Consider the following 25,338-nt stretch of genomic DNA (forward strand, 5'->3'; position numbering starts at 1 on the left):
GCCGCGTCCTCCTCCCGGCGGGGGTCCTAGGAGCCGCCGGCGACGCGCACCTCGACCCACACGAGCCGGTGGTCGCTGGAGCGGGGCGGGTGCATGGCCACGAGGCCGGCCCCGTCCTCGCCGCGGCGCGGCCAGAACACGCCCGCGTCGACCACGTCGAGGCCGCGCGCGGGCAGCACGTAGTCGACGCGCAACGGGCCGCGGTCCCCGAAGTCGGCGGTCCGCAGGGCCGACGCCCCTCGGGTCGCCGGCGGGGCGACGTCGGGGTCCAGGGCGCCGCCGAAGCCGCCCAGGCCGCCCAACGCGCCGGCGGAGGCGGGCCGGGGGTCCGTGATGCGGGGGTGCTCGAGCAGTTGCCGGGCGGCGCCGTCGACGGACCCGCCCGCCTCCGGGTCGGCGTTCAGGTCCCCGAGGACGACGAAGTCCTCACCGGGGCGGAGCCCGCCGCGCGCCCCGGCGTCGTCGTAGATGTACGCGGCCCGGTCCCCTCCGGCCACGTAGTCCGCCCAGAACCTGATTTCGTCGTGGTTGCGCAGCGCGTTGCGCCGCTCGGCGCCGTCGAAGGCGGGGGGCGTCGGGTGGGAGGCCAGCAGGTGCACCGTGCGTCCGCCGACCCGAACCGGAACGTCCCAGTGCGACTTGCTGCTGAGCCGGAAGACGTTGGAGACCAGCGGGCCGTAGTAGTCGGCCGGCATGAGGTTCCCGGGCATGTCCTTCCAGCGGAACGTCTGGAACGTGCGGACCGCGTCCCCGTCGATCGGGTGCTTCGAATACAGGACCATGCCGTACTGCCCGGGGAACTCCCCGTAGCCGAAGGCGTCTTCCGGGCCGCCGACGCTCCCGTCGCGGTCCAGGTCCGCGCCCATGGGCAGGCCCGTGTTGGACGGGGCCGTGTAGACGTACGGGAACTCGACCGGGCTTTGCCCGTTCTGGCCCCGCTCCAGGTAGTGCTCGCGGAACAGGGCCGCCGCCCGGTGGTCCTCGTCGTAGTCGAACTCGTTGAGCAGGAGGACGTCGGGCCGGGTCCGCTGGACGATCTCGGCGACGGCCTGGGCCTGGGAGTTGTTCGGGCTCTCCAGGTCATCCACGAGGGCGCCGGGTTCCGCGCGGAAGAGGGAGGCGTTGAACGTCGCGACCCGCAGGCCGACGGCCCGTGACGGGTCCGCGGAGTCGGCCCGGTCGATCCGCAGGGCATCGTTCACCGCAGCCTCCGGGGTGCTTGCGCCGCGGGGCATCCCGTGCGCGTGGGCAGGGGCGACCGCGGCGAGGGCCAGGCAGGCCGCGCTGAGGGCGGCCCAGGCCGCCCGAACGATCGGTCGCATGGGGCCCAGCGTAGGGGACTCCGGACGGCCGCGGGCGGGCCGGACCGGTCCTGTGGACGCCCCCGTTGGGCTGTGGAGGGCCTCTCGGCGGGGATCGACCCGCGCCATTCCGGGCCTGGGGCCCCGGTCCGCGCGCGCGGACATCGTTGCGCGATCGCAACCCGGCCGGGCCAGGGGTTCCGCGTGCGGCGCACGCGGGTGGGGTGGGCCCTGCGGGGATCGAACCCGCGACCAGCGGATTAAAAGTCCGATGCTCTACCGGCTGAGCTAAAGGCCCTCGGCCGCGGTGCGGCCGGGTCCATGCTATCGCACGGCCGGGCGGCGCCCCGCGGGGCATCGCCCCGCGCCGGGCCGCGGAGTATCGTCTGGGGACATGAACGCAGAGCCCACGGGCGGGGCCGGTTCCGGCGCCCCCCGGCACCACAAGCCCAAGCCGTTCGCGCCGGAGGACTTCGAGCCGTTCGAGGGCGGGGCCGACCCCGCACGCGTCTCCGAGGCGGCGCATCTGGCCGCGCAGGCCCTGGTCAGCCGCGGGCGCGCCAACGAGGACCCGGAGGTGACGCGCCGGCTGGTCAAGCTCGCCGACAAGGAGGGGCTGGAGGCCATCGCCGAGATGTGGGCGGAGAGCCCGGCCCACTCGCTGCCCGGGGCCCTCTGGAGGCTCTACGCGCTGCGGGCTGCCATCGTCAGGGACCCGGAGCGCATGTCCGCCTACTTCCGCGACGGCCGCCACGTCGCCCACGTGTCCCACGTGGTCGCCGGCGCCGCCGAGCCCCCGGGCGCGGACGAGCTGCGCACCATGGCCGATTCCATCCTCTCCGGCGCGTTCGACGGGGAGTTCGACGTGGCCCTGGAGCGGACCGCGGCGTTCTGCCGCGTCGTCGCCCTCGGCCAGACCCACCACGCCGAGGCGGCCCAGGCCTCCGACGCCGGGCACGCCGCCCGCCTGGCCCGCAACGCCGGCCGCCTCGAGAAGACCGCCGGGGACCTCGACGCCGCGGCGCAGGCCTGGCGCCGCGGCGAACTCGTCTGAACCGGGGGCGGTTGACAGCGCCGCCGTCCGGGGAGAACACTGGAGTGCGGTGTCGGGCCGCGGTAGCCCCGGGCTCCAACTTGCAGCCGCTTCGAGCGGCCTTCCGCCGAGAGGCGCTCCCGGTCCGGCACCATTAATCCCCCGCGGCAGACGGCGCATCTCACGCCCGCCGCTCCGGCCCGCGCCGGCGCGCCCTGCGTACACTGAAGCCGTTCCCTTCATCGAGCCTACGGTGCGCCAGTGAGACTAAACCTTTTCCCCCAGGAGACGCGGGGCCTCGAACTCCTTTTGGAGCTTTGCGGCCAGGTGCGCCGCCAGGTCGACGCGCTCTCGGAAATGCTGGGCGTCTCCCCGGAGGACCGTCCGCCACTCGTGGACCAGCTCGCGGCCGCCGAGTCGAAGGCCACCGACCTGCACTATGCGCTCCTGACGCACCTGCGCACCAGCTTCGTGAACCCCTTGCCGCGGGAGGACCTCTACGCGTTCTCCCGGCTGCTCCACGCCGCCGCCGGCCGCCTCGTCGCCGTCGGCGACCTCGTGGTGCAGATGAGGCTCACGTGGCTCTCGGCCCGCGCCGCGGAGCAGCTGGAGCTGCTCGGGCGCCAGGCCGAGCTCGCGGAGTCGGCCCTGGGCGAGATGGACCAGCTCGACGAGCTCGAGGAGACGTGGCTCCAGATGGTCCAGGCGACCCGCCGCGTGGAACGCACCCACCGCGTCTGGCTGGGCGAGATCACCGAACTGCAGAAGACCTCGTCGATGGTCAAGCACCGCTCCGTGGCCGACCAGCTGCTCGCCTCCGGTCTGGCCATGCGCGACTTCGCCGACCACCTCGGCCGGGTCCTCGTCAAGGAGTCCTGACCCCCCCGATGGCAGCAGTCCTCCTGGCCGCCACGCTGGCGGCCCTGTGTGCGTTCACCTTCCTCAACGGGTTCCGGGACGTCGCCAACGCGACGGCGGCCGCGGTCCGCACCCGGGCCCTCGCGCCCCGGGCCGCCGTGCTGACGTCGGCCGGGTTCGCCCTCGTCGGCACGGTGCTGGGCATCGGGCTGGGGGACGCCCTGTTGTCGGTCGGGGCCCTCCGGCTGCCGACGGGCGCGGGCGGCCTGGCCCTGCTGCTGTGCTCGGCCCTGATCGCGGGCGGCTGGTGCCTGGTCTGCTACTGGCGGGGCATCCCGACGTCCTCCACCCACTCGCTGCTCGCCGGCCTCGCCGGAGCGGGCGCCGCCGGGCACGTGCTGGGCCTGGAGGGGGTGGGGAACCCGTGGCTGCTGCTGCTGACCGCGATCCTGCTTCCGCTGGTCGTGACGCCGCTGCTCTCCGCCGGCCTGTCCTACGCGCTCGTCATCCCGCTGACCTGGCGGATGCGCCACGCCACGTCGTCGTCCGCCAACCGCTCGAGCCGGACGGCCCAGGCGATCGCGTCCTGCAGCGTCGCGCTGGGGCTGGGCCTGCAGGACGGCCAGCGCAGCGCGGCGATGCTCGCGCTGGCCGTCGCCGTCGCCCAGTCGGCCCGGGTCGACACGGTGCCGCTCTGGGCCAGCCTGGCCGCGGGTGTCCTGCTCGCGGGCGGCGCGCTGTTCGGCGGGTGGCGCATCGCCCACACGATCGGCTACCGCCTGGTCCGGCTCGACCCGCTGCGCGGGTCCGTGGCGAACGGCGTCTGCGCCGCGCTCATCTACGTCGGCTCCCTGATCCTGCACCTGCCGCTGTCGACGACGCAGGCAGCGACCGGCGCCATCGTCGGGGCCGGCGCGAACCAGCGCTTCGAGACGGTCATGTGGGGCAAGGTGCTCGGCGTGGCCGGGTATTGGGTGGCGACGCCGGCGGTCTGCTTCGCGGGCGGCGGCGTCCTGATGCTCGCCTGCGGCGCGTTCCTCTAGGAGCCGCGGGCCCCAAGAGGGTTCGGACAGCGGAACGGCGGCGGTCCGACCACCCGTTCGCATGGTCGGCCGCCGCCGTCGATCCCCCTCAAGATCCCCCGGAGATCCCCCTCCGGGGCCGTCCCCCGCCCCTCGGCGGGGAACCCTGTGCGTCCCCTACCCGAAGCGGCCGGAGACGTAGTCCTCGGTCGCCTTCTCGGCGGGGTTGTTGAAGATCGTCGACGTCTCCGCGTACTCGACGAGTTTGCCTGGCTTGCCCGTGCCGGCGATGTTGAAGAACGCCGTCTTGTCGGACACGCGCGCCGCCTGCTGCATGTTGTGCGTGACGATGACGACCGTGTACTGGTCCTTGATCTCGTTGATCAGGTCCTCGATGGCCAGCGTGGAGATCGGGTCCAGGGCGGAGCAGGGCTCGTCCATGAGGATCACCTCGGGCTCCACGGCGATGGTGCGGGCGATGCAGAGGCGCTGCTGCTGCCCGCCGGACAGGCCGGAGCCGGGCTTGTCGAGGCGGTCCTTGACCTCGTTCCACAGGTTCGCCCCACGCAGGGACTTCTCCACGACGGCGTCGGCGTCGGACTTCGACATCCGCTTCGCGTTCAGCTTCAGCCCGGCGAGGACGTTGTCGCGGATGGACATCGTCGGGAACGGGTTCGGGCGCTGGAAGACCATGCCGACCATCGTCCGCACGGTCACCGGGTCGACGCCGGGGCCGTAGATGTCGTCGCCGTCCAGCAGGAGCCGGCCCTCCACGCGGGCCCCGGGGAGGACCTCGTGCATGCGGTTCAGCGTGCGCAGGAACGTGGTCTTGCCGCAGCCGGAGGGGCCGATGAACGCCGTGACGGACTTCGGCTCGATGTTGATGTTGACGCCCTCGACGGCCAGGAACTTGCCGTAGTAGACGTTGAGGTCGATCGCGTCGATTCGCTTGGACATGTTTTTCCTTCGGGAAGTCTTGGGGGGGGCTGCTAGCGGCCGGTCTTCTTCGGCGCGAAGACCTTGGCGATGAAGCGGGCGGCGAGGTTGAGCAGCATGACGATGATGATCAGCAGGAGGGCCGCGCCCCAGGCGCGCTCCTCGGAGGGGCCGGGCGCGGCCGGCGCGGTCGGGAACATCATCTGCCGGTAGATGTAGACCGGCAGGGACATCATCCAGTCCTTGAGCAGGTTCCAGTTCGTGCCGACGGCGACGCCGGCGGTAACCAGGATCGGCGCGGTCTCGCCGACCACGCGGGCGATGGCCAGGGTCACCCCGGAGGCGATGCCGGAGATCGCGGTCGGGATGACCACCTTGACGATGGTGCGCCACTTGCGCACGCCGAGCGCGTAGGAGGCCTCGCGCAGCTCGTTCGGGACGACGCGGAGCATCTCCTCCGTGGAGCGGACGACGACCGGGATCATCAGGACCGACAGCGCGATCGCCGCGGTCAGCCCCATCACGTTGTCGCCGGGGCCGACGATCAGCAGCAGCAGGCCCGCGCCGAAGAGGCCGGCGACGATGGAGGGGATGCCCGTCATGACGTCCACGAAGAACGTGATGGCCCGGGACAGCAGGCCGCCCCGGCTGTACTCCACCAGGTAGATGGAGGTCAGCAGGCCGATCGGCACCGAGATCACGGTCGCGGCCAGCGTGATCAGCAGCGTCCCGACCAGGGCGTGCTTGACGCCGCCGAGCGGGCTGGTGTCCTCGCTCGCCGACGCCTGGTCCACGACGCCGGTGACGCCCTGCATGTCCGAGGCCGTGAAGCCGGGGTTGAGCAGGCCGGGGACGCCGTTGGCGAGCACGGTCCAGATCACGGACACGAGCGGCAGCAGGGCGATGATGAACGCGCCCGCGACCAGGTTGGTCCACAGGCCGTCGGTGGCCTTGCGCTTGTTCTCCAGGACGCGGGTGGCCACGTACAGGGAGGCGATGTAGAGCACCGCGGTGAGCAGGAGCCAGCCGGAGACCGTGAAGCCGGGGACGGCCAGGATGGCGGCGGCGACGACGGCGGAGCCCGCGAGGCAGGCCAGCCACAGCCAGCCGGGCTTCTGACCGGCGGTCAGGCGGGAGCGGTTGCGGCGCGCGCCCTCGGGCCCCTCGGGGCCGAAGCCGTGCGGGGCGGGGGTATCGACTTGGGCGTTGCTGGGCATGGTCATCAGTTCGCTCCCGAGAATTCCTTGTGGCGGCTGACGATCCAGCGCGCGACCATGTTCACCGCGAGGGTGATCACGAACAGCACGAGGCCGGCCGCGACGAGCTCGCTCTGGCGCATCCCGAACGCCTCCGGGAAGTTCAGCGCGATCTCGGCGGGGATCGTCTGGTTGCCGACGTTGATCAGGTTCGCGGTGAGCACGCCTGGCGAGAGCACGAGCGTGACGGCCATGGTCTCGCCGAGGGCCCGGCCGAGGCCCAGCATGACGGCGGAAACGATGCCGGCCCGGGCGAACGGGAAGATCGCCATCTTCGCCATCTCCCACCGGGTCGCGCCCAAGGCCAGGGCGGCCTCCTCGTGGAGCTTCGGGGTCTGGACGAAGATCTCGCGGCAGAGCGACGTGATGATCGGCAGGACCATGACGGACAGGACCACGGACGCGGTGAACAGCGTCCGCCCGGTGGTCGAGTACCCGCCCGCGAAGAGCGGGATCCAGGCCGCGTTCTCGCTGAGCCAGCGGTAGGCGGGCACGAGGGCGGGCCCCAGGAAGGTCATGCCCCACGCCCCGTACACGACGGACGGGATGGCGGCCAGCAGGTCGATCACGTAGCCGATGGGCTGGCTGAGCCGCTTGGGCGCGTAGTGGGAGATGAACAGCGCGACGCCGATGGCGACCGGGGTCGCCAGGAGCAGCGCGATGGCCGACGCGATGAGCGTGCCGACCGTCATGGGCCAGACGTAGGCCCAGAAGCTGGTCTTGCCGCCGGTCAGCTCGCCCTCGCCCGCGGTCATGGCGGGGATGGATTCGCTGACCAGGTAGGCCGCGACGAAGGCGAGGACGACGAGGATCAGGATGCCGGCGCCGAGCGCCGTTCCCGAAAAGACCTTGTCCCCGGCCCGGCCGCGGGCCGACGAGGGGTCGGCGGCCAGACGGTTCTCGGTGGTGGTAGTCAAAGTGACCTCGAACGGTTGTGAGGGGTGGGGTGCGCCCGGAGGCGCGGGCGGGGCGGTGGCCCCGTCCGCCGGAGGGGTCCGGCGGAAGCGGTGTACCGGCCCGCCCGGGGGATCGGGCGGGCCGGCTGGAGCGGTCGGCTAGCCCGCGACCGCGATGGCGTCGATGGCCTGCTTGGCCTCGTCGCGGAGCTTCGGCGACATCGGGGCGCTGCCGGCGGACTCCTCGGCGACCTTCTGGCCCTCCTCGGAGACGACATACTGGCCGAACGCCTTGACCATGTCCACGGTCTCCTGGTCCTCGTACTCGTTGCAGTAGATGTGGTACGAGACCAGGACGATCGGGTACACGCCGGACTCGGTGGTCTCGCGGTCCAGCTCGACGGCCATGTCGTTCTCGGAACCGCCCTCGACCGGCTTGGCCTTCTCGACGGCGGCCGCGGCGGCCTCGGCGGAGTACGGGACGTACTCCTCGCCGACCTTGACGGACACGGAGCCCAGCTCGCCGATCGCGGAGGCGTCGGCGTACGTGATCGCGCCCTCGGTCTGGGAGACCAGGCCGACGACGCCGGAGGTGCCCTGCGCGGAGTCGGCGGCGATCTCGGCCGGCCAGTCCTCGACGACGTCGTGCGTCCAGGCCTTCGGGGCCGCGGCGGTCAGGTAGTCGGTGAAGTTCTCGGTGGTGCCCGAGGAGTCGGAGCGGTGGACGACCGTGATCGGCAGGTCGGGCAGCTCGACGCCCTCGTTCTGCTCGGCGATCTTCGGGTCGTTCCACTTCTTGATCTCGCCGGTGAACACGGCGGCGATCGTCTCGGCGTCCATCTTGACCTCGTCGACGCCGGGCAGGTTGAACGCCACGGCGACCGGGGAGATGTAGCCGGGCACGTGGAAGGCGCCCTCGGGGCCGCACTGCTCCTTCGAGGCCTCCAGCTCCTTCTCGTCCATGGCGGCGTCGGAGCCGGCGAACGTGTACTGGCCGGCAAGGAAGCCCTCGCGGCCCGCGCCCGAGCCGACCGGGTTGTACTGCACGGTCATGCCGGACTGGACCGAGCGGAAGCCATTGATCCAAGCCGTCATCGCGGCCTCCTGGGACGAGGCGCCGCCGCCCGAAAGGGTGCCGGACAGGCTGCCCGCGGAGTCGGCGGAGCCGCCGTTGGCGGCCCCCGGGTTGTTGGCCTCGCCGCACGCGGTGAGGGCGATGGCGGCCACGGACAGGACGGCGGCCGTCTGGCCAAAGCGAACGAGCTTCATGTGTGTCTTCCTTTGTGGGATGAAAGGGGACCTCGCGAGAAGTGTGCGGCCCGGCAACGGCGCCGGGCGCACGGCGCGGCTCGGGTGGAGTCCCCAAGCGCTCCGCCGTCGACGGTATGCGCGCCAAGTAACGCGCCGGAGCGGGCAAGGTGAACGGACGGTGAACTGGTCCGGTCGCAACCGGTAAACCACCCCCTCGATCGTTGATCTGGCGGGTGCATCCGGGGTATTGGCCTCGCCCGTGAGAGATCGGTCACCCGGTGCCCATGCCACACTGTACCCATGAGTCGCAGCGGGGCCCGGGGCCGGGTGGTGGGTTTCCTGCGCTCCCGCAGCCGGGCCGGCGCGGCGCGCGTCCGCTCCTCGCTGTTCCAGTTGCTCCAGACGACGTTCTGCGCGGTCGCGGCATTCTGGGCCGCGGAGGCCCTCCTCGGGCACGAGGAGCCCCTGTTCGCCGCCACGGCGGCCATCGTCTCGCTCGGCTTCGGCCGCGACCCGCGCGTGCGCCGCACCCTCGAGGTCGCCGTCGGTGTGACCGTCGGCATCGCCGTCGGCGACCTACTGGTGACCCTGCTCGGGGACGGCCTGTGGCAGGCCGCCGTCGTCCTGTTCACGTCGCTGGTGCTGGCGCGCTTCCTCGACGGCGGGGCCATCTTCACCACGCAGATGGGGCTGCAGGCCCTCCTCGTGGTCCTGCTGCCGCTGCCCGAGGGCGGGCCCTTCACCCGCAGCGCCGACGCCGTCGTCGGCGGCCTGCTCGCGATCGCGGTGACGGCCCTGGCCGCGCGCGATCCCCGGACGGAGCCGTCCAACGACCTGCGCCTGCTGCTCGGCGAGCTGGCCGGCGTGCTCCGCGAGTGCTCGAAGGCGCTGCGCGACGGCGACTCCACCCTCGCCTGGCACGCGCTCGTGCGGGCCCGGGCCACGCAGAAGACCATGGACGCCCTGCCGGTGGCCCTGCGGAGCGCGCGCGAGCTCGCGACGCTCTCGCCCGCCTACCGGCGGCGGCGCGACGAAATCGCCCGCCTCTCGCGGGTCGCGGAGAAGACGGACCTCGCGGTCCGGAACGCGCGCGTCTTCGCGCGCCGTCTCGCCTCCGTGATCACCAACGCGGCCCTGACGGACCACGGCGTCGCCGCCGTCACCGAGTTCCTCGACGAGCTGGCGGACGCCGTGGACACGCTCTCCCGCACGGCCGCGGACCCGCAGCAGGCGGTCCGGCTCGGGGCCGAGCGCCGGGCCCGGGACGAGCTCTCCGCGTGCGCGGCGTCGCTGACTCCCGCCCAGTTGGGCGTCGAGGGCCTGCAGGGCGAGGGGCTGGTCCTGCTGCTGCGCCCCCTCGTGGTGGACCTGATGGAGGCGTCCGGGATCGACCGCCCCGACGCCGTCGCCTACCTGCCCCGGCTCTGAGCGGGCGACGGCGGCGTCCACGCGTCGGGGGCCGCCGATACGATGGTCGCCATGGCCCAGAAGACCGCCTCCCGCCCGAAGTCCGCGCCCGCGTACCGCTGCTCGGAGTGCGGCTGGAGCACCGCGAAGTGGGTGGGCCGTTGCGGGGAGTGCCAGGCCTGGGGGACGGTCGAGGAGGCCACCGGGCCGGCCGCGGCCCGCACCACGGCGGCCGCGACCGTGGCCGAACCCGCCCGGCCGATCGCCGAGATCGACTCGACGCCTGCCGGCTACCGGGAGACCGGGGTGGGCGAGCTGGACCGCGTGCTCGGCGGCGGGCTCGTCCCCGGCGCCGTCATCCTGCTCGCCGGGGAGCCCGGCGTCGGCAAGTCCACGCTGCTGCTGGACGTGGCCGCCCGCACGGCCGGTGGCGGCCGCCGGGTCCTCTACGTCACGGGCGAGGAGTCGGCGGCGCAGGTCAAGCTGCGCGCCGAGCGCATCGGGGCCGTCGCGGACACCCTGTTCCTCACGGCGGAGACGGACCTCGGCATCGCCCTGGGCCAGGTCGAGCGCACCGATCCAGACCTGCTCGTCGTGGACTCCGTGCAGACCCTCTCCTCCGCGGAGGTCGACGGCGCCGCAGGGGGCGTGACCCAGGTCCGCGAGGTCGCCGCGTCGCTGATCGGGGCCGCCAAGCGCCGGCACATGACGACTTTGCTGGTCGGGCACGTGACGAAGGAGGGCTCCATCGCCGGTCCGCGCCTGCTCGAGCACCTCGTCGACGTCGTCTGCCAGTTCGACGGCGAACGCCACTCCCGCCTGCGCCTGCTGCGGGCGGTGAAGAACCGCTACGGACCCACCGACGAGGTCGGCTGCTTCGACCTGACGGAGGGCGGGATCGAGTCCCTGGCGGACCCGAGCGGGCTGTTCGTCACCCGGACGAAGGACCCCGTGTCCGGGACGTGCATCACGGTCACGCTCGAGGGCCGCCGGCCGCTGGTCGCCGAGGTCCAGTCCCTGCTGGCCGCGTCGTCCACGTCCCAGCCCCGGCGCGCCACCAGCGGCCTGGACTCGGCGCGGACCGCCATGGTCCTGGCGGTGCTGCAGAGCCGGGCGGGGCTGGACCTCGGGAACCTGGACTCGTATGTGGCCACGGTCGGCGGGGTCCGGCTCTCGGAACCGGCCACGGATCTGGCGACCGCCCTGGCCATTGCCGGGGCGAAGCTGGACCGCCCGCTCCCGTCCCGGTTCGTGGCCTTCGGTGAGGTGGGCCTGGCCGGGGAGGTCCGTCCCGTGCCGGACATCAACCGCCGCATCACGGAGGCGGAACGGCTCGGTTTCCGGTACGCGCTCGTCCCGGCGTCCCCCAACGGCCCGGGCGAGGTGCCCGAGGGGTTCCGGGTGCGCGAGGTCGCGACGCTGGGCGAGGCGCTGGAGACGATGTTCACGTAGCGGACGCCTACGATGGGGAGCGACACGAAGCGGAAGGAACCCCATGGCCAAGAGCCCCGAGGAGGCGCTGCGGACCACCCTGGCCCGCGTCGCCCCGGGCACCCCGCTGCGCGAGGGACTGGAGCGGATCCTCCGCGGCCGCACCGGCGCGCTGATCGTGCTGGGCACGGACCGGGTCGTCGACTCGATCTGCTCCGGCGGCTTCGACATCGGCATCGCCTTCTCCCCGACCCGGTTGCGGGAACTGGCGAAGATGGACGGAGCGATCGTCCTGGACCGGGATGCGTCCCAGATCGTCAAGGCCGCGGTGCAGCTGGTCCCCGACCATACGATCGAGACCAACGAGTCCGGGACGCGCCACCGCACGGCCGAGCGGGTGGCGATCCAGACCGGTTTCCCGGTCGTCTCGGTGTCCCAGTCGATGCAGATCATCGCGATCTACGCCCAGGGAGTGCGCCACGTGCTCGAGGGCTCGGAGCCCGTCCTGGCCCGGGCCAACCAGGCGCTGGCCACGCTCGAGCGGTACCGCATGCGCCTGGACCAGGTCACGGCGGCCCTGTCCGCCATGGAGATCGAAGCCAGCGTGACGGTCCGCGACGTCGCCCTCGTGCTCCAGCGCCAGGAGATGGTCCGCCGCATCGCCGAGGAGATCTCCCAGTACGTGGTCGAGCTCGGCGTGGACGGGCGCCTGCCCGCCCTGCAGCTCGACGAGCTGGTCGCCGGGCTCGGGCCGGGTGCGGACATGATCGTCAAGGACTACACGCTGCGGGGCCCCGAGCAGTCCGAGGTCGATGCGGCCACCGCGCGGCTGCGCTCCCTGTCCCCGGAGGACATGGTCGATCTGGGCCGGATCGCCGCCATCCTGGGCTTCCAGCCGGGCACGGACTCCCTCGAGGCGGTCGTCCACCCCAAGGGGCACCGGCTCCTGGCGGGGATCAAGGCGATGCCGCGGGCCGTCGCCGAGCGGCTCGTGTCCCGCTTCGACGGCCTGCAGGAGCTCATGGCCGCGAACATCGAGGACCTGAAGGCGGTCGAGGGGATCGGCGAGCAGCGCGCCCGCACGGTCCGCGAGGGGCTCTCCCGCGTGGCGGAGACCAGCCTGATGGACCGCTTCATGTAGCGCGGGGCGCTACCGGAGCGTGAACGTGGCCCGCTCGCTTTCGGCCCCGCCGAGGCGGGCCGTGAACACGTAGGTGCCCGGCCGCGGCTCGGCCGGCACGTCGGCGCACCCCTCCGCGCTGCGGTTGCGCTCCCAGGTGAACCGGGCGGTCTCCGGCTCGCCGGGCCGCAGGACCAGGTCCACCGTCGTCGGGTCCGCCAGGCAGTCCTTGGACGAGAAGATCCGGTCGGAGCCGCTGACCACCACGAACTCCTGGGCTCCGGTGCCGACATCGACCGCGCACGGGGAACCCGACGTGTTCTCGATGCCCATCTCCAGCACCGGCTCCTGTCCCTCGCCGTACGACGGCCGGTCCGTGCTCGCCGTGATCCGCAGGTCCGCCTCCGCGCAGCGCGGCGCCTGCGCCGCGGCAGAGGCGGAGGCCGACGACGACCCCGAAGGGGACGCCGCGGAGGACGAGGGCGATCCGGTGCCGCCGGAAGGGGGCGCGGCGCCCGCGTCGGCGGAGGACGACGGCGGGGCCGCCGTCCCGGCGCCGTCGCCCGGGCCCGCGAAGGCGCCCGCGAGCGAGACCGCGCCCCAGACGAGCAGCGCGAGGACGAGCAGCAGGACCGTCGCGGCCACGATGCGCCGACGGCGGTACACGGCGGGACTGGGGCGCCGGGGGCGGCCCGCACCGGGGCGTGGGGTGGACATGGGACTAGGCTATTCAGGACACCCGCCGGGGCCGGGTTCCCACGCCGCGCCCCGCACCGAATGGCGGCCCCGCGGGCCGCGCCGCCCGAGGAGGACCGTGCCCCTGGAGACCCGTGACGCCGGCCCGGCCGACGCCGCACCGGTACCGGCAGCCGTCCTGCACCGCCGGGTCGCGGACTGGTTCGCCGCGAACGCGCGCGACCTGCCGTGGCGGCACGCGGAGCGCACGCCGTGGGGCGTGCTGGTCAGCGAGTTCATGCTCCAGCAGACCCCCGTCGTGCGGGTGCTGCCCGTGTGGCGTGAGTGGATGGGGCGGTGGCCCTCCCCCGCCGACTTGGCGGCCGAGCCGGCCGGCGAAGCGGTCAGGGCGTGGGGCCGGCTCGGCTATCCGCGCCGCGCACTGCGCCTGCACGCGGCCGCCCAGGCGATCGTCGAGCGGCACGGCGGCCGAGTCCCCGGGGATCCCGCGCTGCTCCTGACGCTGCCCGGCGTCGGCGCCTACACGGCCGCGGCCGTTGCAAGCTTCGCGTTCGGCATCCCCGAGACCGTCGTGGACACGAACATCCGCCGCGTCCACGCGCGCGCCGTGTCGGGACGCGCCCTGCCCGAACGCGGCCCGACCGCGGCCGAGTGGCGGCTCGCCGACGCCCTGATGCCCGCGGCGGACGACGACGGCGGGGCACTGGCCAACGCCTGGAACGCCGGGACCATGGAACTCGGCGCCCTCGTGTGCACCGCCCGGTCCCCGCGCTGCTCCGAGTGCCCGCTGCTCGACGCGTGCGCCTGGGTGGCCGCCGGGCGCCCGGAACCGCACTACACGCCGAAGGGGCAGGCCTGGGCGGGCACGGACCGGCAGGTGCGCGGCGCGATCATGGCGGTCCTGCGGGAGGCTCCCGGGCCGGTGCCGCGGGAGGTGCTGCTGGCGATCGACGGCGGCGCGGTTCCCGAGGGGGAGGCCGGGGTCCGGCCCGGCGGGAACGGCGGCGGCGCGCCGGGGGCGGCCCGCGAGGGGACGCCGGGGGCGGCCCGCGAGGGGACGCCGGGGGCCCTGGCCCGCCTGCGCGCGCTGCCCGCCGAGGGCGCCCAGCGGCGGCGGTGCCTCGAGGGCCTGCTCGCCGACGGCCTGGCCCACGAGTCACCGGCCGGCGTGGCGCTCCCCCACTGACCCGCGCCCCCGGTCGGCGCGCCGGCCAGCGGAGCCCCGCGCCGCCGGTCCGTGTGCCCGCCAGCAGAACCCCGCGCCGCGCCTCCGCGCGCCCGGGCCGGCGCCAGAAGGGCCCCGCCCGGCGGATGCCGAACGGGGCCCTTCCCTGTGCGCTGGCAGGCTACTGCTGCTGCTGGTCCTCCGGGTTCTCGCCGCCCTGGCCACCCTGGCCGCCGCCCAGGAAGTTCTCCTGCGCGCCGTCGATGGCCTCGCTGTGCTGGCCCAGCTTGTCGCCGTGCTGCTCCTGCGCGTCGTCGATGCCCTGGTTGATCTGGTCCCCGTGCTGTTCCTTGAACTCGTTGGCCTTGTCGCCGAGTCCGCCGAGGTTGTCTCCGAAGCCCATGTCCTACCTTCTTTCGTTGGAGGTTGTTATCGGTCGGCGCCCGGTCCGGGGATCGGGGCGCCTGGTGGGCCGCCGCGGGCGACCCGTGGAGCCACGGTACGCACATTCGACAGTCCGCGTAAACCACTTCAGGGTGAACATCGGGGGATTGCGCCGCAGGCGAAACACGCGTCACGAAGGCGCGCGGCGGCCCTCCGGCGCGGGGCCGGCCGGTCAGTCCACGAGCGCGATCATGCGCGTGTTGCCGAGCGTGTTCGGCTTGACCCGGGCCAGGTCGAGGAACTCCGCGACGCCCTCGTCGGTGGAACGCAACAGCTCGGAATACACGGTCGGGTCCACGGCGGTCTGGTCGCGCATGACCTCGAACCCGTGGCGGCTGAAGAAGTCGACCTCGAACGTCAGGCAGAACACGCGCCGCACGCCGAGCTGCCGGGCGTTGTCCATCAGGCGGGCCAGCAGCGCCGCGCCGACGCCTCGGCCGCGCCATCCGGCGTCGGTGGCCAGGGTCCGCACCTCGGCCAGGTCCTCCCACATCACGTGCAGGGCGCCGCAGCCGACGACGTTGCCGTCACCGTCGACGGCGACGAGGAACTCCTGGAGCGACTCGAAGTAGGCCACGGCCTCCTTCTCCAGGAGCACCCGCCGGTCGGCCAGGGGACGCACAAGTTCGCGGATCCGGGCGACGTCTCCGGTGCGGGCGGGGCGGATGGTGTAGGGCTGCTCCATCCCGTCATCCTATGCCTCGCCCGCCGCCTAGCCACGGCGCGGGGACCGCGGCCCGGACACACGGCGGGGCCGCCCGCGCTGCTGCGCGGACGGCCCCGGTGCCCGTGTGGACGGTCAGCCGGCCCGGTGGGCGGCGTGCGACTCGATGGCGCCCTTCGGGGTCTCGCCCTCGAGTTCCTCCTCCGTGGCGTGGCCGGCGAACGTGAACTTCGCCAGCTCGTCCTCGCCCTCGACGTCGACCGTGACGGTCTGGCCGGTGGCCAGGTCGCCGAAGAGGATCTTCTCGGAGAGCTGGTCCTCGATCTCCCGCTGGATGGTCCGGCGCAGCGGCCGGGCCCCCATGGCCGGGTCGTAGCCCCGCTCGGCGAGCAGCTCCTTGGCCTTGCGGGTGAGGACCACGTGCATGCCCTTCTCCGCCATGCGCTTCTCCAGCCGGGCCACGAAGAGGTCGACGATCTGGACGATCTCCTCCTTGGACAGCTGCGGGAAGACGACGACGTCGTCGACGCGGTTCAGGAACTCCGGGCGGAAGTGCTGGCGCAGCTCCTCCTGGACCTTGGCCTGCATCCGCTCGTAGCCGGTCTTCGTGTCCGAGGCGGACTGGAAGCCCGTCATGACGCCCTTGGAGATGTCGCGGGTGCCGAGGTTGGTGGTCATGATGATCACCGTGTTCTTGAAGTCCACGACGCGGCCCTGCGAGTCGGTCAGGCGGCCGTCCTCGAGGATCTGCAGCAGCGAGTTGAACAGGTCCGCGTGGGCCTTCTCCACCTCGTCGAACAGGACCACGGAGAACGGGCGGCGGCGGACCTTCTCGGTGAGCTGGCCGCCCTCCTCGTAGCCGACGTACCCGGGAGGGGCGCCGAAGAGCCGGGAGACGGTGTGCTTCTCCGAGTACTCCGACATGTCCAGGGTGATCAGGGCGTCCTCCTCGCCGAAGAGGAACTCCGCGAGGGCCTTGGCCAGCTCGGTCTTGCCCACGCCCGTGGGGCCGGCGAAGATGAACGATCCGCCCGGGCGGTTCGGGTCCTTCAGGCCGGCGCGGGTGCGGCGGATGGCCGTGGAGATCGCCTTGATCGCCTCGTCCTGGCCGATGACCCGCTTGTGCAGCTCGGCCTCCATGTTGAGCAGCCGCGTGGACTCCTCCTCGTTGAGCTTCACGACCGGGATGCCGGTGGAGTTCGCGAGGACCTCGGCGATCAGGTCCTCGTCGACCTCGGCGATCTCGTCCATGTCGCCGTTGCGCCAGGCCTTCTCCTTCTCGGCGCGCTCCTCCTGGAGCTTCTGCTCCTTGTCGCGCAGCGAGGCGGCGCCCTCGAAGTCCTGCGAGTCGATCGCGGCCTCCTTCTCGCGGCGCACGTCGGCGATCTGCTCGTCCATCTGCTTCAGCGCGGGCGGGGCCGTCATCCGGCGGATGCGCAGGCGCGCGCCGGCCTCGTCGATCAGGTCGATGGCCTTGTCCGGCAGGAAGCGGTCGGAGATGTAGCGGTGCGCGAGCTGCGCCGCGGCCGCCAGGGCGCCGTCCGTGATGGAGACGCGGTGGTGGGCCTCGTAGCGGTCGCGCAGGCCGCGCAGGATCTCCGTGGTGTGCTCCACGGACGGCTCGGCGACCTGGATCGGCTGGAAGCGGCGCTCGAGCGCCGCGTCCTTCTCGATGTGCTTGCGGTACTCGTCGAGCGTCGTCGCGCCGATGGTCTGCAGCTCGCCGCGGGCCAGCATCGGCTTGAGGATGCTGGCGGCGTCGATCGCGCCCTCCGCGGCGCCCGCCCCGACGAGCGTGTGGATCTCGTCGATGAACAGGATGATGTCGCCGCGCGTGCGGATCTCCTTGAGGACCTTCTTCAGGCGCTCCTCGAAGTCGCCGCGGTAGCGGGACCCGGCCACCAGGGACCCGAGGTCCAAGGTGTAGAGCTGCTTGTCCTTGATGGTCTCCGGCACGTCGCCGCGGACGATCGCCTGGGCCAGGCCCTCGACGACGGCGGTCTTGCCGACGCCGGGCTCGCCGATGAGCACGGGGTTGTTCTTCGTGCGGCGGGAGAGCACCTGCATCACGCGCTCGGCCTCGAACTCGCGCCCGATCACGGGGTCGAGCTTGCCCTCGCGGGCGGCCTGGGTGAGGTTGCGCCCGAACTGGTCCAGCACGACCGAGCCGGCCGGGGTGCCCTCGGACTGGCCGCCCTGGCTGACGCCGGCGCCCGCCGTCTCCTTGCCGCCCTGGTAGCCGGACAGCAGCTGGATGACCTGCTGGCGCACCCGGTTCAGGTCGGCGCCGAGCTTCACGAGGACCTGGGCGGCGACGCCCTCGCCCTCGCGGATCAGGCCGAGCAGGATGTGCTCCGTGCCGATGTAGTTGTGGCCGAGCTGCAGCGCCTCGCGCAGCGACAGCTCCAGCACCTTCTTCGCACGCGGGGTGAAGGGGATGTGGCCGGACGGGGCCTGCTGGCCCTGGCCGATGATCTCCTGCACCTGCTCGCGCACGGCGCCCAGCGAGATGCTCAGCGATTCGAGGGCCTTGGCGGCGACGCCTTCCCCCTCGTGGATCAGGCCGAGCAGGATGTGCTCGGTGCCGATGTAGTTGTGGTTGAGCATGCGCGCCTCCTCCTGGGCGAGCACGACAACGCGACGGGCACGGTCGGTGAATCTCTCAAACATGCGGCACACTCCTCGCTAGCACGTACTGACGATGCTACGCACCGCGCCCCCGCTTGTGGGGCGTGTTCGCCGTCGGGATAACCCGGGCTCAGGGGTGGGCCGCGCGGTAGGCCTCGATGACCTCCGTGTTGAGCCGGCCGCGTTCGCTGACGTGGAACCCGTGCTCGGCGGCCCAGGCGCGGATCGCCGGGGCCTCCGCCGCGGAGTAGGCGTTCGAGCGCCGCGCCGCCGCCGTGTAGGGCGCCAGGGCCTCGCGCAGGCGCGCCGCGTTGGCCTCGGAGAGGTCGATCTCGTAGTGGTTGCCGTCGAGCCCGAAGTGCACGGTCTCCGCCGCCGGGGTGCCGTCGAGGTCGTCGACGTAGGTGATTTCGACTTTCCGTGCCACGGCGCCAGTCTAAGCGGTGGGGGCGGGCCCGTCGGTTCCGCCGCGGCGGCGGTTCTCCTCCGCGGCCCGGCTCTCGGCCTCGGCCGCCCGCTCGGCGGCGTGGGGGTCCCGCGCCGGGGCGCCGCCGTCGGGCGCTTCCCCGCCGGGCACCGCGGCCGCGGCGCCGCCGTCGGGCCCCTGCCCGCGCTGGCCGCCCTCGGCGACGCGCCGCTCGGCCTCCGCCTCGGCGCGCCGCTCGTTCCGGTCCACGCGGAACAGCGTGCGCACGACGAACCAGAAGATCAGCGCGACGACGATGGTGGGCGTCAGGACCTCGACGTACTCCACCCGGCTCAGGCCTCCGGCTTCAACAGCGGGAACAGGATGGTCTCGCGGATGCCCACGTCGGTGAAGAGCATGACCAGCCGGTCGATGCCCAGGCCGATGCCGCCCATCGGCGGGGCGCCGTACTCGAGCGCGCGCAGGAAGTCCTCGTCGAGCTGCATGGCCTCGTCGTCGCCGCCGGCGGCCAGGCGCGACTGCTCCGTGAGGCGCTCGCGCTGGATGACCGGGTCGATGAGCTCGGAGAACGCGGTGCCGCGCTCCATGCCGCCGATGATCAGGTCCCACGCCTCGATGACGCCCGGCTTGGAGCGGTGCGGGCGGGCCAGCGGCTGGGCGGCCGGCGGGTAGTCGTAGACGAACGTCGGGTCCATCAGGGTGGGCTCGACGATCTCGCCGAACAGCTCGATGACGAGCTTCTCGGCGTTCCACTTCGGGTCCGTCTTAATGCCGCGCCCGTCCGCGATCTCCCGCAGGCGGGACTCGGGGGTCTCGGGCGTGATCTCCTCGCCGAGGGCCTCCGAGAGCCCGGGGTAGACGCCGAGCCAGCGCCACTCGCCGTCGAGGTTGATGGTGCCCTTGGCCGTCTCGAGCAGGCGCCCGGCGCCGAGGGCGTCGGCGGCGTTGAGGATGATCTCCTTGATCCGCTCGGCCATGACGAACTGGTCGGCGTAGACCTCGTAGCACTCGAGCGTCGTGAATTCCGGGGAGTGCGTCGAATCGACGCCCTCGTTGCGGAAGAGGCGCCCCACCTCGAAGACGCGCGGGATGCCGCCGACGACGGTGCGCTTGAGGTACAGCTCCGTCGCGATGCGCAGGGTCATGTCCTGGTCGAACGCGTTCAGGTGCGTGTGGAACGGCCGGGCGGAGGCGCCGCCGTGGATCAGCTGCAGCATGGGCGTCTCGACCTCGACGTAGCCGTGGCCGTAGAGGGTGTCGCGGACGGCGCGCGTGACGGCGTCGCGCTTGTAGATCATCTCGCGGGCCTCGTCGCGCACGATCAGGTCGGCGTAGCGCTGCCGGACCCGGGTCTCCTCGTTCAGGTCGGCGTGCAGGACCGGCATGGGCCGGATGGCCTTGGACGCCATCTGCCACTCGTCCGCCATGACGGAGAGCTCGCCGCGGCGGGAGGAGATGACCTTGCCCCGGATGTGGACGTGGTCGCCCAGGTCGACGAGGCGCTTGAAGTCGGCGAGCGCCTCCTCGCCGACGTTGGCCAGGGAGAGCATGGCCTGCAGGCGCACGGCCTCGCCGTGCGGGCCGGACTCCTGCAGCGTCGCGAAGCAGAGCTTGCCGGTGTTGCGCTGGAAGACGATGCGGCCGACGACGCCGACCTCGTCGGTGGTCTCCTCGCCGGCCTCGAGGTGGGCCCAGCGCTCGCGGACCTCGGTCAGGGTGTGCGTGCGCTCGACGCCGACCGGGTACGCCTCGCGTCCGGACGCCAGCAGCTCGGCGCGCTTATCCAGGCGGACCTGGCGCTGGTCGTTGGTGTCGGTGGTCGTGGCGGTGGGGGAATCGGCAGTCACGGTATCCGATTCTACCGGTGGCGGCCCGGGCGCGGGCCTGCCGGTGGCGGGGACCACGGGCCGCCCCCCGGCGCCGCCCGTCCCGGGCGGGCGCGCGCCCGGGGCGGACGGAAGCGGACGACGGCGGCGTCCGGGCCTTCGGCCGCCGTCGACTGCCCGCCCTACCAGATGGCGACGCGCTCGGCCGGGTCCAGCCACATCCCGTCGCCCGGCCTGGTGCCGAACGCCGCGTGGAAGGCGTCCATGTTGCGCGGGACCTGGTTGCAGCGGAACTCGCCCGGGGAGTGCGGGTCCGTGGTGATGCGGGTGACCATGGTCTCCGGGCGGGTCAGGGTGCGCCAGACCTCGGCCCACGCGTGGAAGAACCGCTGGTCGCCGGTGAGCCCGCCGACGACGGGGTCCTCCTCCACGCCCCGGGAGGCCAGGTCCAGCCGGTACGCCTTGTACGCGATGCCCAGGCCACCGAGGTCGCCGATGTTCTCACCAAGGGTGAGCCGGCCGTTGACGTGGTGCTCCGGAGCCTCGGGCGGGACCAGCGCGTCGTACTGCTCCACCAGCCGGGCCGTGAGGGCCTCGAACGCGGTCCGGTCCTCGTCCGTCCACCAGTTGCGCAGCTGGCCGGTCCCGTCGAACTGGGAGCCCTGGTCGTCGAACCCGTGCCCGATCTCGTGCCCGATCACGGCGCCGATCGCCCCGTAGTTGGAGGCCGCGTCGCGGTCCGCGCCGAAGAACGGGGGGCGCAGGATGGCGGCCGGGAACGCGATCTCGTTCAGCAGCGGGTGGTAGTAGGCGTTGACCGTCTGCGGGTACATGAACCACAGGTCCCGGTCGACGCCGTCGTCGATCTTCTGCAGCTCCCGCGCGAACTCGAACGCGTTGGCGGCCGCGACGTTGGCGATCAGGTCCGCCGGGTCCGCCTCGATCGGCGAGTAGTCGATCCACTTGACCGGGTAGCCGATCTTGGGCCGGAACATGGACAGCTTCTCCAGCGCCCGCTCGCGGGTCTCCTGCCCCATCCAGGCCAGGCCCGCGATCGACTGGCGGTAGGCCTCGATGAGGTTGGCGACCAGCCGGTCCATCAGCTCCTTGTGGGCCGGCGGGAAGTGCCGCTCGACGTAGAGCTGGCCGATGTCCTCGCCGACGGCGCCCTCGGTGAACGCGACCCCGCGCTTCCAGCGCTCCCGCAGCTCGGTCGTGCCGGCGAGCTTGGCGGAGTAGAAGGAGAAGTTCTCGCGGACGAAGGCCCCGGAGAGGTAGGGGGCGTTGGAGCGGACGACCTGGACCGCGAGCCAGTGGCGCCAGGCGTCGAGCGGCTGCGCGGCCAGGACCCGCTCGAGGCCCTCGAGGTAGTCGGGCTGCCAGACGTCGACCTCGGCGTAGTACTTCGCTTCGATGCCCGCCCCCTCGAGCCACAGGGCGATCGACGGGTGGAGCGCGAGCAGCTGCTCCGCGGTGAGCAGGTTGTAGCGGGCCTGGGCGTCGCGGCACTTGACCCGGTCCCAGTGGTGTGCGGCCAGCGCGGTCTCGAGGCCGACGACGGCCTCCGCCGCGGCCTCCGCGTCCGGGACCTCCGCGAGGGCGAGCAGGCGGCCGAGGTGCTCGCGGTACTCGCCGAGCAGCTGCGCGAAGGACTCCTCGCGGTAGTAGGACTCGTCGGGCAGGCCGAGGCCGGACTGCAGGAACGTGAGGAGGTTCCGGTCGGGGGCGCCGGGGTCGCTGCTGGCCCCGGCCTGGTAGAAGCCGGAGACCCCGCGGCGCTGGAGTGCCCCGGTGAGGCGGACGAGGCCCTCGACGGAGTCCACGGCGTAGACGTCGGCGAGGTCCGCGCGGATGGGGTTCATGCCCTTGGCCTCGATCGCCTCCTCGTCCATGAAGCTGGTGTAGAGGGCGGCGATGCGGCGCTTCCGCGCGTCCCCGGTCCCCTCCGCCGCGTCCCTCTGGGCGTCCTCGATGAGCGCGCGCACGGAGGCCTCGGACTCGTCGCGCAGCGCCATGAACGAGCCGTAGCTGCCCTGGTCGGCGGGGATCTCGGCGGTCGCGAGCCAGGCCCCGTTGACGTGCCGGTAGAGGTCGTCCTGCGGGCGGACGGCGTGGTCGCGGTGGTCCGGCGTCTGGCCGGAGGACAGGGCGGTGGGTTCGGCGGTCATGGCTCCTGCGCATTCGTCTCGGGGGCGCCGGCGGGTGTGGCGCGCGCTGCACTGTGCACCACACCCTACTGCCCGCGGGCCCGGCCCCACACGGGGGCGAGGCGGGTTCGCCTCACCGCGAACGCCCGGCGCGCGGGCGCCGCCGTCGTTCATTCACCCAGGGGCGCGCCGAGCGTCCACTCCGAGATCTCCGGCGCGTCGTCCCCGTGGCGCCGGGTGTGGTCGCGGGCGCGGTCCAGCGCCGCCTCGTAGCGTCCGCGCAGGTCCGGGTGCCGGGCCCCGAGGCCGTCGACGCGGGCCAGGACGTCGAGCGCCAGGTGGTACCGGTCGATCCGGTTGAGCATGGCCATGTCGAAGGGCGTCGTGGTGGTGCCCTCCTCGATGAAGCCGTGCACGTGCAGGTTCGCGTGGTTGGTGTGCCGGTAGGCGAGCCTGTGGACCAGGGACGGGTAGCCGTGGAACGCGAACACGATGGGCTTGTCGCGGGTGAACAGCTCGTCGAACCGGGCGCGGGACAACCCGTGCGGGTGGGTGCGGTCGTCCTGGAGGCGCATCAGGTCGATGACGTTGACGACGCGGATGCGCAGGCCCGGGGCGTCGCGGCGCAGCAGGGCGGCTGCGGCGACGGTCTCCGTGGTCGGCACGTCGCCCGCGCAGGCGAGCACGACGTCGGGCTCCTGCCCCGGCTCCTCGCTGCCCGCGAAGTCCCAGACGCCGACGCCGGCCGCGCAGTGCTCCGCGGCCTCCTCCGGACCGAGCCACTGCAGGGCCGGGGCCTTCCCGGCGACGACGACGTTGACGTAGTCGCGGGAGCGCAGGGCGTGGTCCATGGTGAGCAGGAGCGTGTTGGCGTCGACGGGGAGGTAGACGCGCACGACCTCGGCCCGCTTGTTGGCGACGAGGTCGAGGAAGCCGGGGTCCTGGTGCGAGAACCCGTTGTGGTCCTGCTGCCAGACGTGCGAGGAGAGCACGTAGTTCAGGCTCGCCACCGGGGCGCGCCAGTCGAGGCGGCGGCTGGCCTCGAGCCACTTGGCGTGCTGGTTGAACATGGAGTCGACGACGTGCACGAACGCCTCGTAGCTGTTGAACACGCCGTGCCTTCCGGTCAGGAGGTAGCCCTCGAGCCAGCCCTGGCACAGGTGCTCGCTGAGGACCTCCATGACCCGCCCGGCCCGGGCCAGGTGCTCGTCGGTGGGCTCGATCCTTCCCTGCCAGACCTTGTCCGTCGCCTCGTAGGCGTCCTGCAGGCGGTTGGACGCGGTCTCGTCGGGCCCGAACAGGCGGAAGGTGTCGGGGTTCCGCTCGATGACCTCACGCAGCCATCCGCCAAGGTGGCCCATGGCCCCGGCGCGCTCGGTGCCCGGCGCGGGGACGTCGACCAGGTGGGCGGCGGGGTCGGGGAGGGCGAGGTCGGCGAGAAGCCGGCCGCCGTTGGCGTGCGGGGTGGCTCCCAGCCGGAGCCCGGGCGGCGGGTTGAGTTCGACGACGGCGGGGCGGACGGCGCCGCGCGCGTCGAACAGCTCGTCCGGCCGGTAGCTGCGCAGCCACTCCTCGAGCTGCCCGAGGTGCTCCGGGTTGTCGCGGACCCCGGAGAGCGGGACCTGGTGGGAGCGCCACGTGCCCTCGACGGGTTTGCCGTGGACGTCGCGGGGCCCGGTCCACCCCTTGGGGGACCGGAGCACGAGGGCGGGCCAGGCGGGGGCCGCCCGTCCCGGGTCCCGGGCTCCGGCGCGGGCGTCGGCCTGGATCTCGGCGATCCGGTCCAGGCACGCGTCCAGGGCCCGGGCGAAGGCGGCATGGGCGCCGGCGTGGTCGTCGGGGTCCTCGATGTCGACGAAGTGCGGCTCCTGGCCGACGCCCTCGAGGTAGCTGCGGAGCCGGGCCCGCGGCATCCTCGCCAGCACGGTGGGGTTGGCGATCTTGTAGCCATTGAGGTGCAGGATCGGCAGGACCGCGCCGTCGTGGACGGGGTCCACGAAGGACGTCGAGTGCCAGGACGCGTTGAGGGCTCCCGTCTCGGCCTCCCCGTCGCCGACGGCGCAGGCGACGACGAGGTCCGGGTTGTCGAAGGCCGCGCCGTAGGCGTGGGCCAGGGAGTAGCCGAGCTCGCCGCCCTCGTTGATGGAGCCGGGCGTCTCGGGCGCCGCGTGGCTGGGGATCCCGCCCGGGTAGGAGAACTGCAGGAAGAGCCGGGCCAGGCCGGCCTCGTCGCGGCTGATGTCGGGGTACGTCTCGGTGTAGGTGCCCTCGAGGTACGTGTTGGCGACGTTGGCGGGGCCGCCGTGGCCGGGCCCGGTCACGAGGAGCATCGGCTGGGCGCGCTCGCGGATGGCCCGGTTGAGGTGGGCGTAGACGAAGTTGAGGCCGGGCGTGGTGCCCCAGTGGCCGAGGAGCCGGCTTTTGATGTGCTCGGGGGCGAGGGGTTCGCGCAGGAGCGGGTTGGCGCGCAGGTAGATCTGGCCGGCCGAAAGGTAGTTCGCGGCCCGCCACCACCGCTCGAGGGCGTCGGTGTCGAGCGGTCCGGCCGTGGGGCGGGCCGGTGGGGTCGCTGCGGTGTCCATGGCCCAGACCCTAGGTGGGACCGGCCGCGGCCGGAAAGGGTGCCGGGTGGTTAAGCGTCAGGACCCCCAACCCTGGTGGGGGTTGGGGGTCCTGGTAATGGTTGTCCGGCGGTGTCCTACTCTCCCACACCCTCCCGGGTGCAGTACCATCGGCGCTGTGGGTCTTAGCTTCCGGGTTCGGTATGGGACCGGGCGTTTCCCCCACGCTATGGCCGCCGTAACCCTTTCACCGCCCTGTCGTGGCAACC

At 72.9% G+C, this 25,338-nt stretch carries 21 protein-coding genes, 1 tRNA gene and 1 rRNA gene; 7 read left to right on the forward strand and 16 right to left on the reverse strand.

Annotation, left to right across the window (positions count from 1 at the left end):
• Positions 1 to 26: 26 nt before the first annotated feature.
• Entirely contained in the window at positions 27 to 1,322 is a 1,296-nt protein-coding gene (locus tag AC1Q5D_RS13980) for an endonuclease/exonuclease/phosphatase family protein (protein WP_481739070.1), read from the reverse strand.
• Between the two features lie 204 nt (positions 1,323 to 1,526).
• A tRNA-Lys gene (locus tag AC1Q5D_RS13985) sits at positions 1,527 to 1,599 on the reverse strand.
• Between the two features lie 96 nt (positions 1,600 to 1,695).
• Here AC1Q5D_RS13985 and AC1Q5D_RS13990 point away from each other — a divergent pair.
• From AC1Q5D_RS13990 to AC1Q5D_RS14000, 3 genes are all read left to right on the forward strand, one after another.
• Positions 1,696 to 2,355 (forward strand): hypothetical protein, encoded by a 660-nt coding sequence (locus AC1Q5D_RS13990; RefSeq protein ID WP_481739071.1) that lies wholly within the window; start codon positions 1,696 to 1,698, stop codon positions 2,353 to 2,355.
• A 240-nt stretch (positions 2,356 to 2,595) separates the two neighbouring features.
• Positions 2,596 to 3,213 (forward strand): hypothetical protein, encoded by a 618-nt coding sequence (locus AC1Q5D_RS13995; protein ID WP_481739072.1) that lies wholly within the window; start codon positions 2,596 to 2,598, stop codon positions 3,211 to 3,213.
• An 8-nt stretch (positions 3,214 to 3,221) separates the two neighbouring features.
• Positions 3,222 to 4,235, forward strand: a complete 1,014-nt coding sequence (locus AC1Q5D_RS14000; RefSeq protein WP_481739073.1) for an inorganic phosphate transporter — start codon at positions 3,222 to 3,224, stop codon at positions 4,233 to 4,235.
• A 156-nt stretch (positions 4,236 to 4,391) separates the two neighbouring features.
• Here AC1Q5D_RS14000 and pstB read toward each other — a convergent pair whose 3' ends face one another.
• From pstB to pstS, 4 genes are all read right to left on the reverse strand, one after another.
• Positions 4,392 to 5,171, reverse strand: a complete 780-nt coding sequence (gene pstB / locus AC1Q5D_RS14005; RefSeq protein WP_481739074.1) for a phosphate ABC transporter ATP-binding protein PstB — start codon at positions 5,169 to 5,171, stop codon at positions 4,392 to 4,394.
• Positions 5,172 to 5,203: 32 nt separating this feature from the next.
• Positions 5,204 to 6,373, reverse strand: coding sequence for a phosphate ABC transporter permease PstA (gene pstA / locus AC1Q5D_RS14010; RefSeq protein ID WP_481739075.1), 1,170 nt, complete (start codon positions 6,371 to 6,373; stop codon positions 5,204 to 5,206).
• Positions 6,373 to 7,323, reverse strand: coding sequence for a phosphate ABC transporter permease subunit PstC (gene pstC / locus AC1Q5D_RS14015; protein WP_481739076.1), 951 nt, complete (start codon positions 7,321 to 7,323; stop codon positions 6,373 to 6,375). Before pstC ends, pstA begins: the two co-directional genes overlap by 1 nt.
• A gap of 138 nt (positions 7,324 to 7,461) precedes the next feature.
• The gene (gene pstS, locus AC1Q5D_RS14020; protein WP_481739077.1) at positions 7,462 to 8,571 is read right to left on the reverse strand and encodes a phosphate ABC transporter substrate-binding protein PstS; all 1,110 of its coding nucleotides are present in this window, start codon (positions 8,569 to 8,571) and stop codon (positions 7,462 to 7,464) included.
• 282 nt (positions 8,572 to 8,853) lie between these two features.
• Between pstS and AC1Q5D_RS14025 the strand changes: the two genes are divergently transcribed.
• The 3 genes from AC1Q5D_RS14025 to disA are packed head-to-tail and all read left to right on the forward strand — an operon-like array spanning position 8,854 to position 12,532.
• Positions 8,854 to 9,981, forward strand: a complete 1,128-nt coding sequence (locus AC1Q5D_RS14025) for an FUSC family protein (protein WP_481739078.1) — start codon at positions 8,854 to 8,856, stop codon at positions 9,979 to 9,981.
• 51 nt (positions 9,982 to 10,032) lie between these two features.
• A complete protein-coding gene (gene radA, locus AC1Q5D_RS14030) occupies positions 10,033 to 11,412 on the forward strand; it encodes a DNA repair protein RadA (protein WP_481739079.1) in 1,380 nt (459 codons plus the stop codon).
• A gap of 43 nt (positions 11,413 to 11,455) precedes the next feature.
• Positions 11,456 to 12,532: a DNA integrity scanning diadenylate cyclase DisA gene (gene disA / locus AC1Q5D_RS14035; protein WP_481739080.1), complete on the forward strand. Its 1,077-nt coding sequence runs from the start codon at positions 11,456 to 11,458 to the stop codon at positions 12,530 to 12,532.
• Between the two features lie 9 nt (positions 12,533 to 12,541).
• Here the strand turns inward: disA and AC1Q5D_RS14040 are convergent, their stop codons facing one another.
• Positions 12,542 to 13,228 carry a hypothetical protein gene (locus AC1Q5D_RS14040; RefSeq protein ID WP_481739081.1) on the reverse strand — a complete coding sequence of 229 codons (687 nt, stop codon included), beginning with the start codon at positions 13,226 to 13,228 and terminating at the stop codon, positions 12,542 to 12,544.
• Between the two features lie 103 nt (positions 13,229 to 13,331).
• On the opposite strand from AC1Q5D_RS14040, the gene AC1Q5D_RS14045 reads away from it, so the two are divergent.
• Entirely contained in the window at positions 13,332 to 14,393 is a 1,062-nt protein-coding gene (locus tag AC1Q5D_RS14045) for an HhH-GPD family protein (RefSeq protein ID WP_481739093.1), read from the forward strand.
• Positions 14,394 to 14,553: 160 nt separating this feature from the next.
• On the opposite strand, the gene AC1Q5D_RS14050 is transcribed toward AC1Q5D_RS14045, so the two are convergent.
• The 9 genes from AC1Q5D_RS14050 to rrf all read right to left on the reverse strand — a co-directional run bounded on the left by AC1Q5D_RS14050 (position 14,554) and on the right by rrf (position 25,310).
• Entirely contained in the window at positions 14,554 to 14,775 is a 222-nt protein-coding gene (locus tag AC1Q5D_RS14050) for an antitoxin (protein WP_481739082.1), read from the reverse strand.
• A 213-nt stretch (positions 14,776 to 14,988) separates the two neighbouring features.
• A complete protein-coding gene (locus AC1Q5D_RS14055) occupies positions 14,989 to 15,501 on the reverse strand; it encodes an amino-acid N-acetyltransferase (RefSeq protein ID WP_481739083.1) in 513 nt (170 codons plus the stop codon).
• A gap of 114 nt (positions 15,502 to 15,615) precedes the next feature.
• Positions 15,616 to 18,150 (reverse strand): ATP-dependent Clp protease ATP-binding subunit, encoded by a 2,535-nt coding sequence (locus AC1Q5D_RS14060; protein WP_481739084.1) that lies wholly within the window; start codon positions 18,148 to 18,150, stop codon positions 15,616 to 15,618.
• Between the two features lie 88 nt (positions 18,151 to 18,238).
• Positions 18,239 to 18,535: a histone-like nucleoid-structuring protein Lsr2 gene (locus AC1Q5D_RS14065; protein WP_481739085.1), complete on the reverse strand. Its 297-nt coding sequence runs from the start codon at positions 18,533 to 18,535 to the stop codon at positions 18,239 to 18,241.
• 9 nt (positions 18,536 to 18,544) lie between these two features.
• Positions 18,545 to 18,862 carry a hypothetical protein gene (locus tag AC1Q5D_RS14070; RefSeq protein ID WP_481739086.1) on the reverse strand — a complete coding sequence of 106 codons (318 nt, stop codon included), beginning with the start codon at positions 18,860 to 18,862 and terminating at the stop codon, positions 18,545 to 18,547.
• A 5-nt stretch (positions 18,863 to 18,867) separates the two neighbouring features.
• The gene (lysS, locus tag AC1Q5D_RS14075; RefSeq protein WP_481739087.1) at positions 18,868 to 20,382 is read right to left on the reverse strand and encodes a lysine--tRNA ligase; all 1,515 of its coding nucleotides are present in this window, start codon (positions 20,380 to 20,382) and stop codon (positions 18,868 to 18,870) included.
• Between the two features lie 161 nt (positions 20,383 to 20,543).
• On the reverse strand, positions 20,544 to 22,529 hold the full coding sequence (locus tag AC1Q5D_RS14080) for a M13 family metallopeptidase (RefSeq protein WP_481739088.1): 1,986 nt from the start codon (positions 22,527 to 22,529) through the stop codon (positions 20,544 to 20,546).
• A gap of 149 nt (positions 22,530 to 22,678) precedes the next feature.
• Entirely contained in the window at positions 22,679 to 25,090 is a 2,412-nt protein-coding gene (locus AC1Q5D_RS14085; RefSeq protein ID WP_481739089.1) for a phosphoketolase family protein, read from the reverse strand.
• Positions 25,091 to 25,193: 103 nt separating this feature from the next.
• Positions 25,194 to 25,310, reverse strand: a 5S ribosomal RNA gene (rrf, locus tag AC1Q5D_RS14090).
• Positions 25,311 to 25,338: the final 28 nt, after the last annotated feature.

This window comes from Arthrobacter paludis (genome assembly GCF_056782315.1).

Excerpts from the sequence above, each read along its gene's own strand:
- AC1Q5D_RS13980 (WP_481739070.1), bottom strand. The coding sequence starts at position 1,322 with ATGCGACCGATCGTTCGGGCGGCCTGGGCCGCCCTCAGCGCGGCCTGC.
- AC1Q5D_RS13990 (WP_481739071.1), top strand. The coding sequence starts at position 1,696 with ATGAACGCAGAGCCCACGGGCGGGGCCGGTTCCGGCGCCCCCCGGCAC.
- AC1Q5D_RS14000 (WP_481739073.1), top strand. The coding sequence starts at position 3,222 with ATGGCAGCAGTCCTCCTGGCCGCCACGCTGGCGGCCCTGTGTGCGTTC.
- pstB (WP_481739074.1), bottom strand. The coding sequence starts at position 5,171 with ATGTCCAAGCGAATCGACGCGATCGACCTCAACGTCTACTACGGCAAG.
- pstA (WP_481739075.1), bottom strand. The coding sequence starts at position 6,373 with ATGACCATGCCCAGCAACGCCCAAGTCGATACCCCCGCCCCGCACGGC.
- pstS (WP_481739077.1), bottom strand. The coding sequence starts at position 8,571 with ATGAAGCTCGTTCGCTTTGGCCAGACGGCCGCCGTCCTGTCCGTGGCC.
- AC1Q5D_RS14025 (WP_481739078.1), top strand. The coding sequence starts at position 8,854 with ATGAGTCGCAGCGGGGCCCGGGGCCGGGTGGTGGGTTTCCTGCGCTCC.
- radA (WP_481739079.1), top strand. The coding sequence starts at position 10,033 with ATGGCCCAGAAGACCGCCTCCCGCCCGAAGTCCGCGCCCGCGTACCGC.
- disA (WP_481739080.1), top strand. The coding sequence starts at position 11,456 with ATGGCCAAGAGCCCCGAGGAGGCGCTGCGGACCACCCTGGCCCGCGTC.
- AC1Q5D_RS14040 (WP_481739081.1), bottom strand. The coding sequence starts at position 13,228 with ATGTCCACCCCACGCCCCGGTGCGGGCCGCCCCCGGCGCCCCAGTCCC.
- AC1Q5D_RS14050 (WP_481739082.1), bottom strand. The coding sequence starts at position 14,775 with ATGGGCTTCGGAGACAACCTCGGCGGACTCGGCGACAAGGCCAACGAG.
- AC1Q5D_RS14055 (WP_481739083.1), bottom strand. The coding sequence starts at position 15,501 with ATGGAGCAGCCCTACACCATCCGCCCCGCCCGCACCGGAGACGTCGCC.
- AC1Q5D_RS14060 (WP_481739084.1), bottom strand. The coding sequence starts at position 18,150 with ATGTTTGAGAGATTCACCGACCGTGCCCGTCGCGTTGTCGTGCTCGCC.
- AC1Q5D_RS14080 (WP_481739088.1), bottom strand. The coding sequence starts at position 22,529 with ATGACCGCCGAACCCACCGCCCTGTCCTCCGGCCAGACGCCGGACCAC.
- AC1Q5D_RS14085 (WP_481739089.1), bottom strand. The coding sequence starts at position 25,090 with ATGGACACCGCAGCGACCCCACCGGCCCGCCCCACGGCCGGACCGCTC.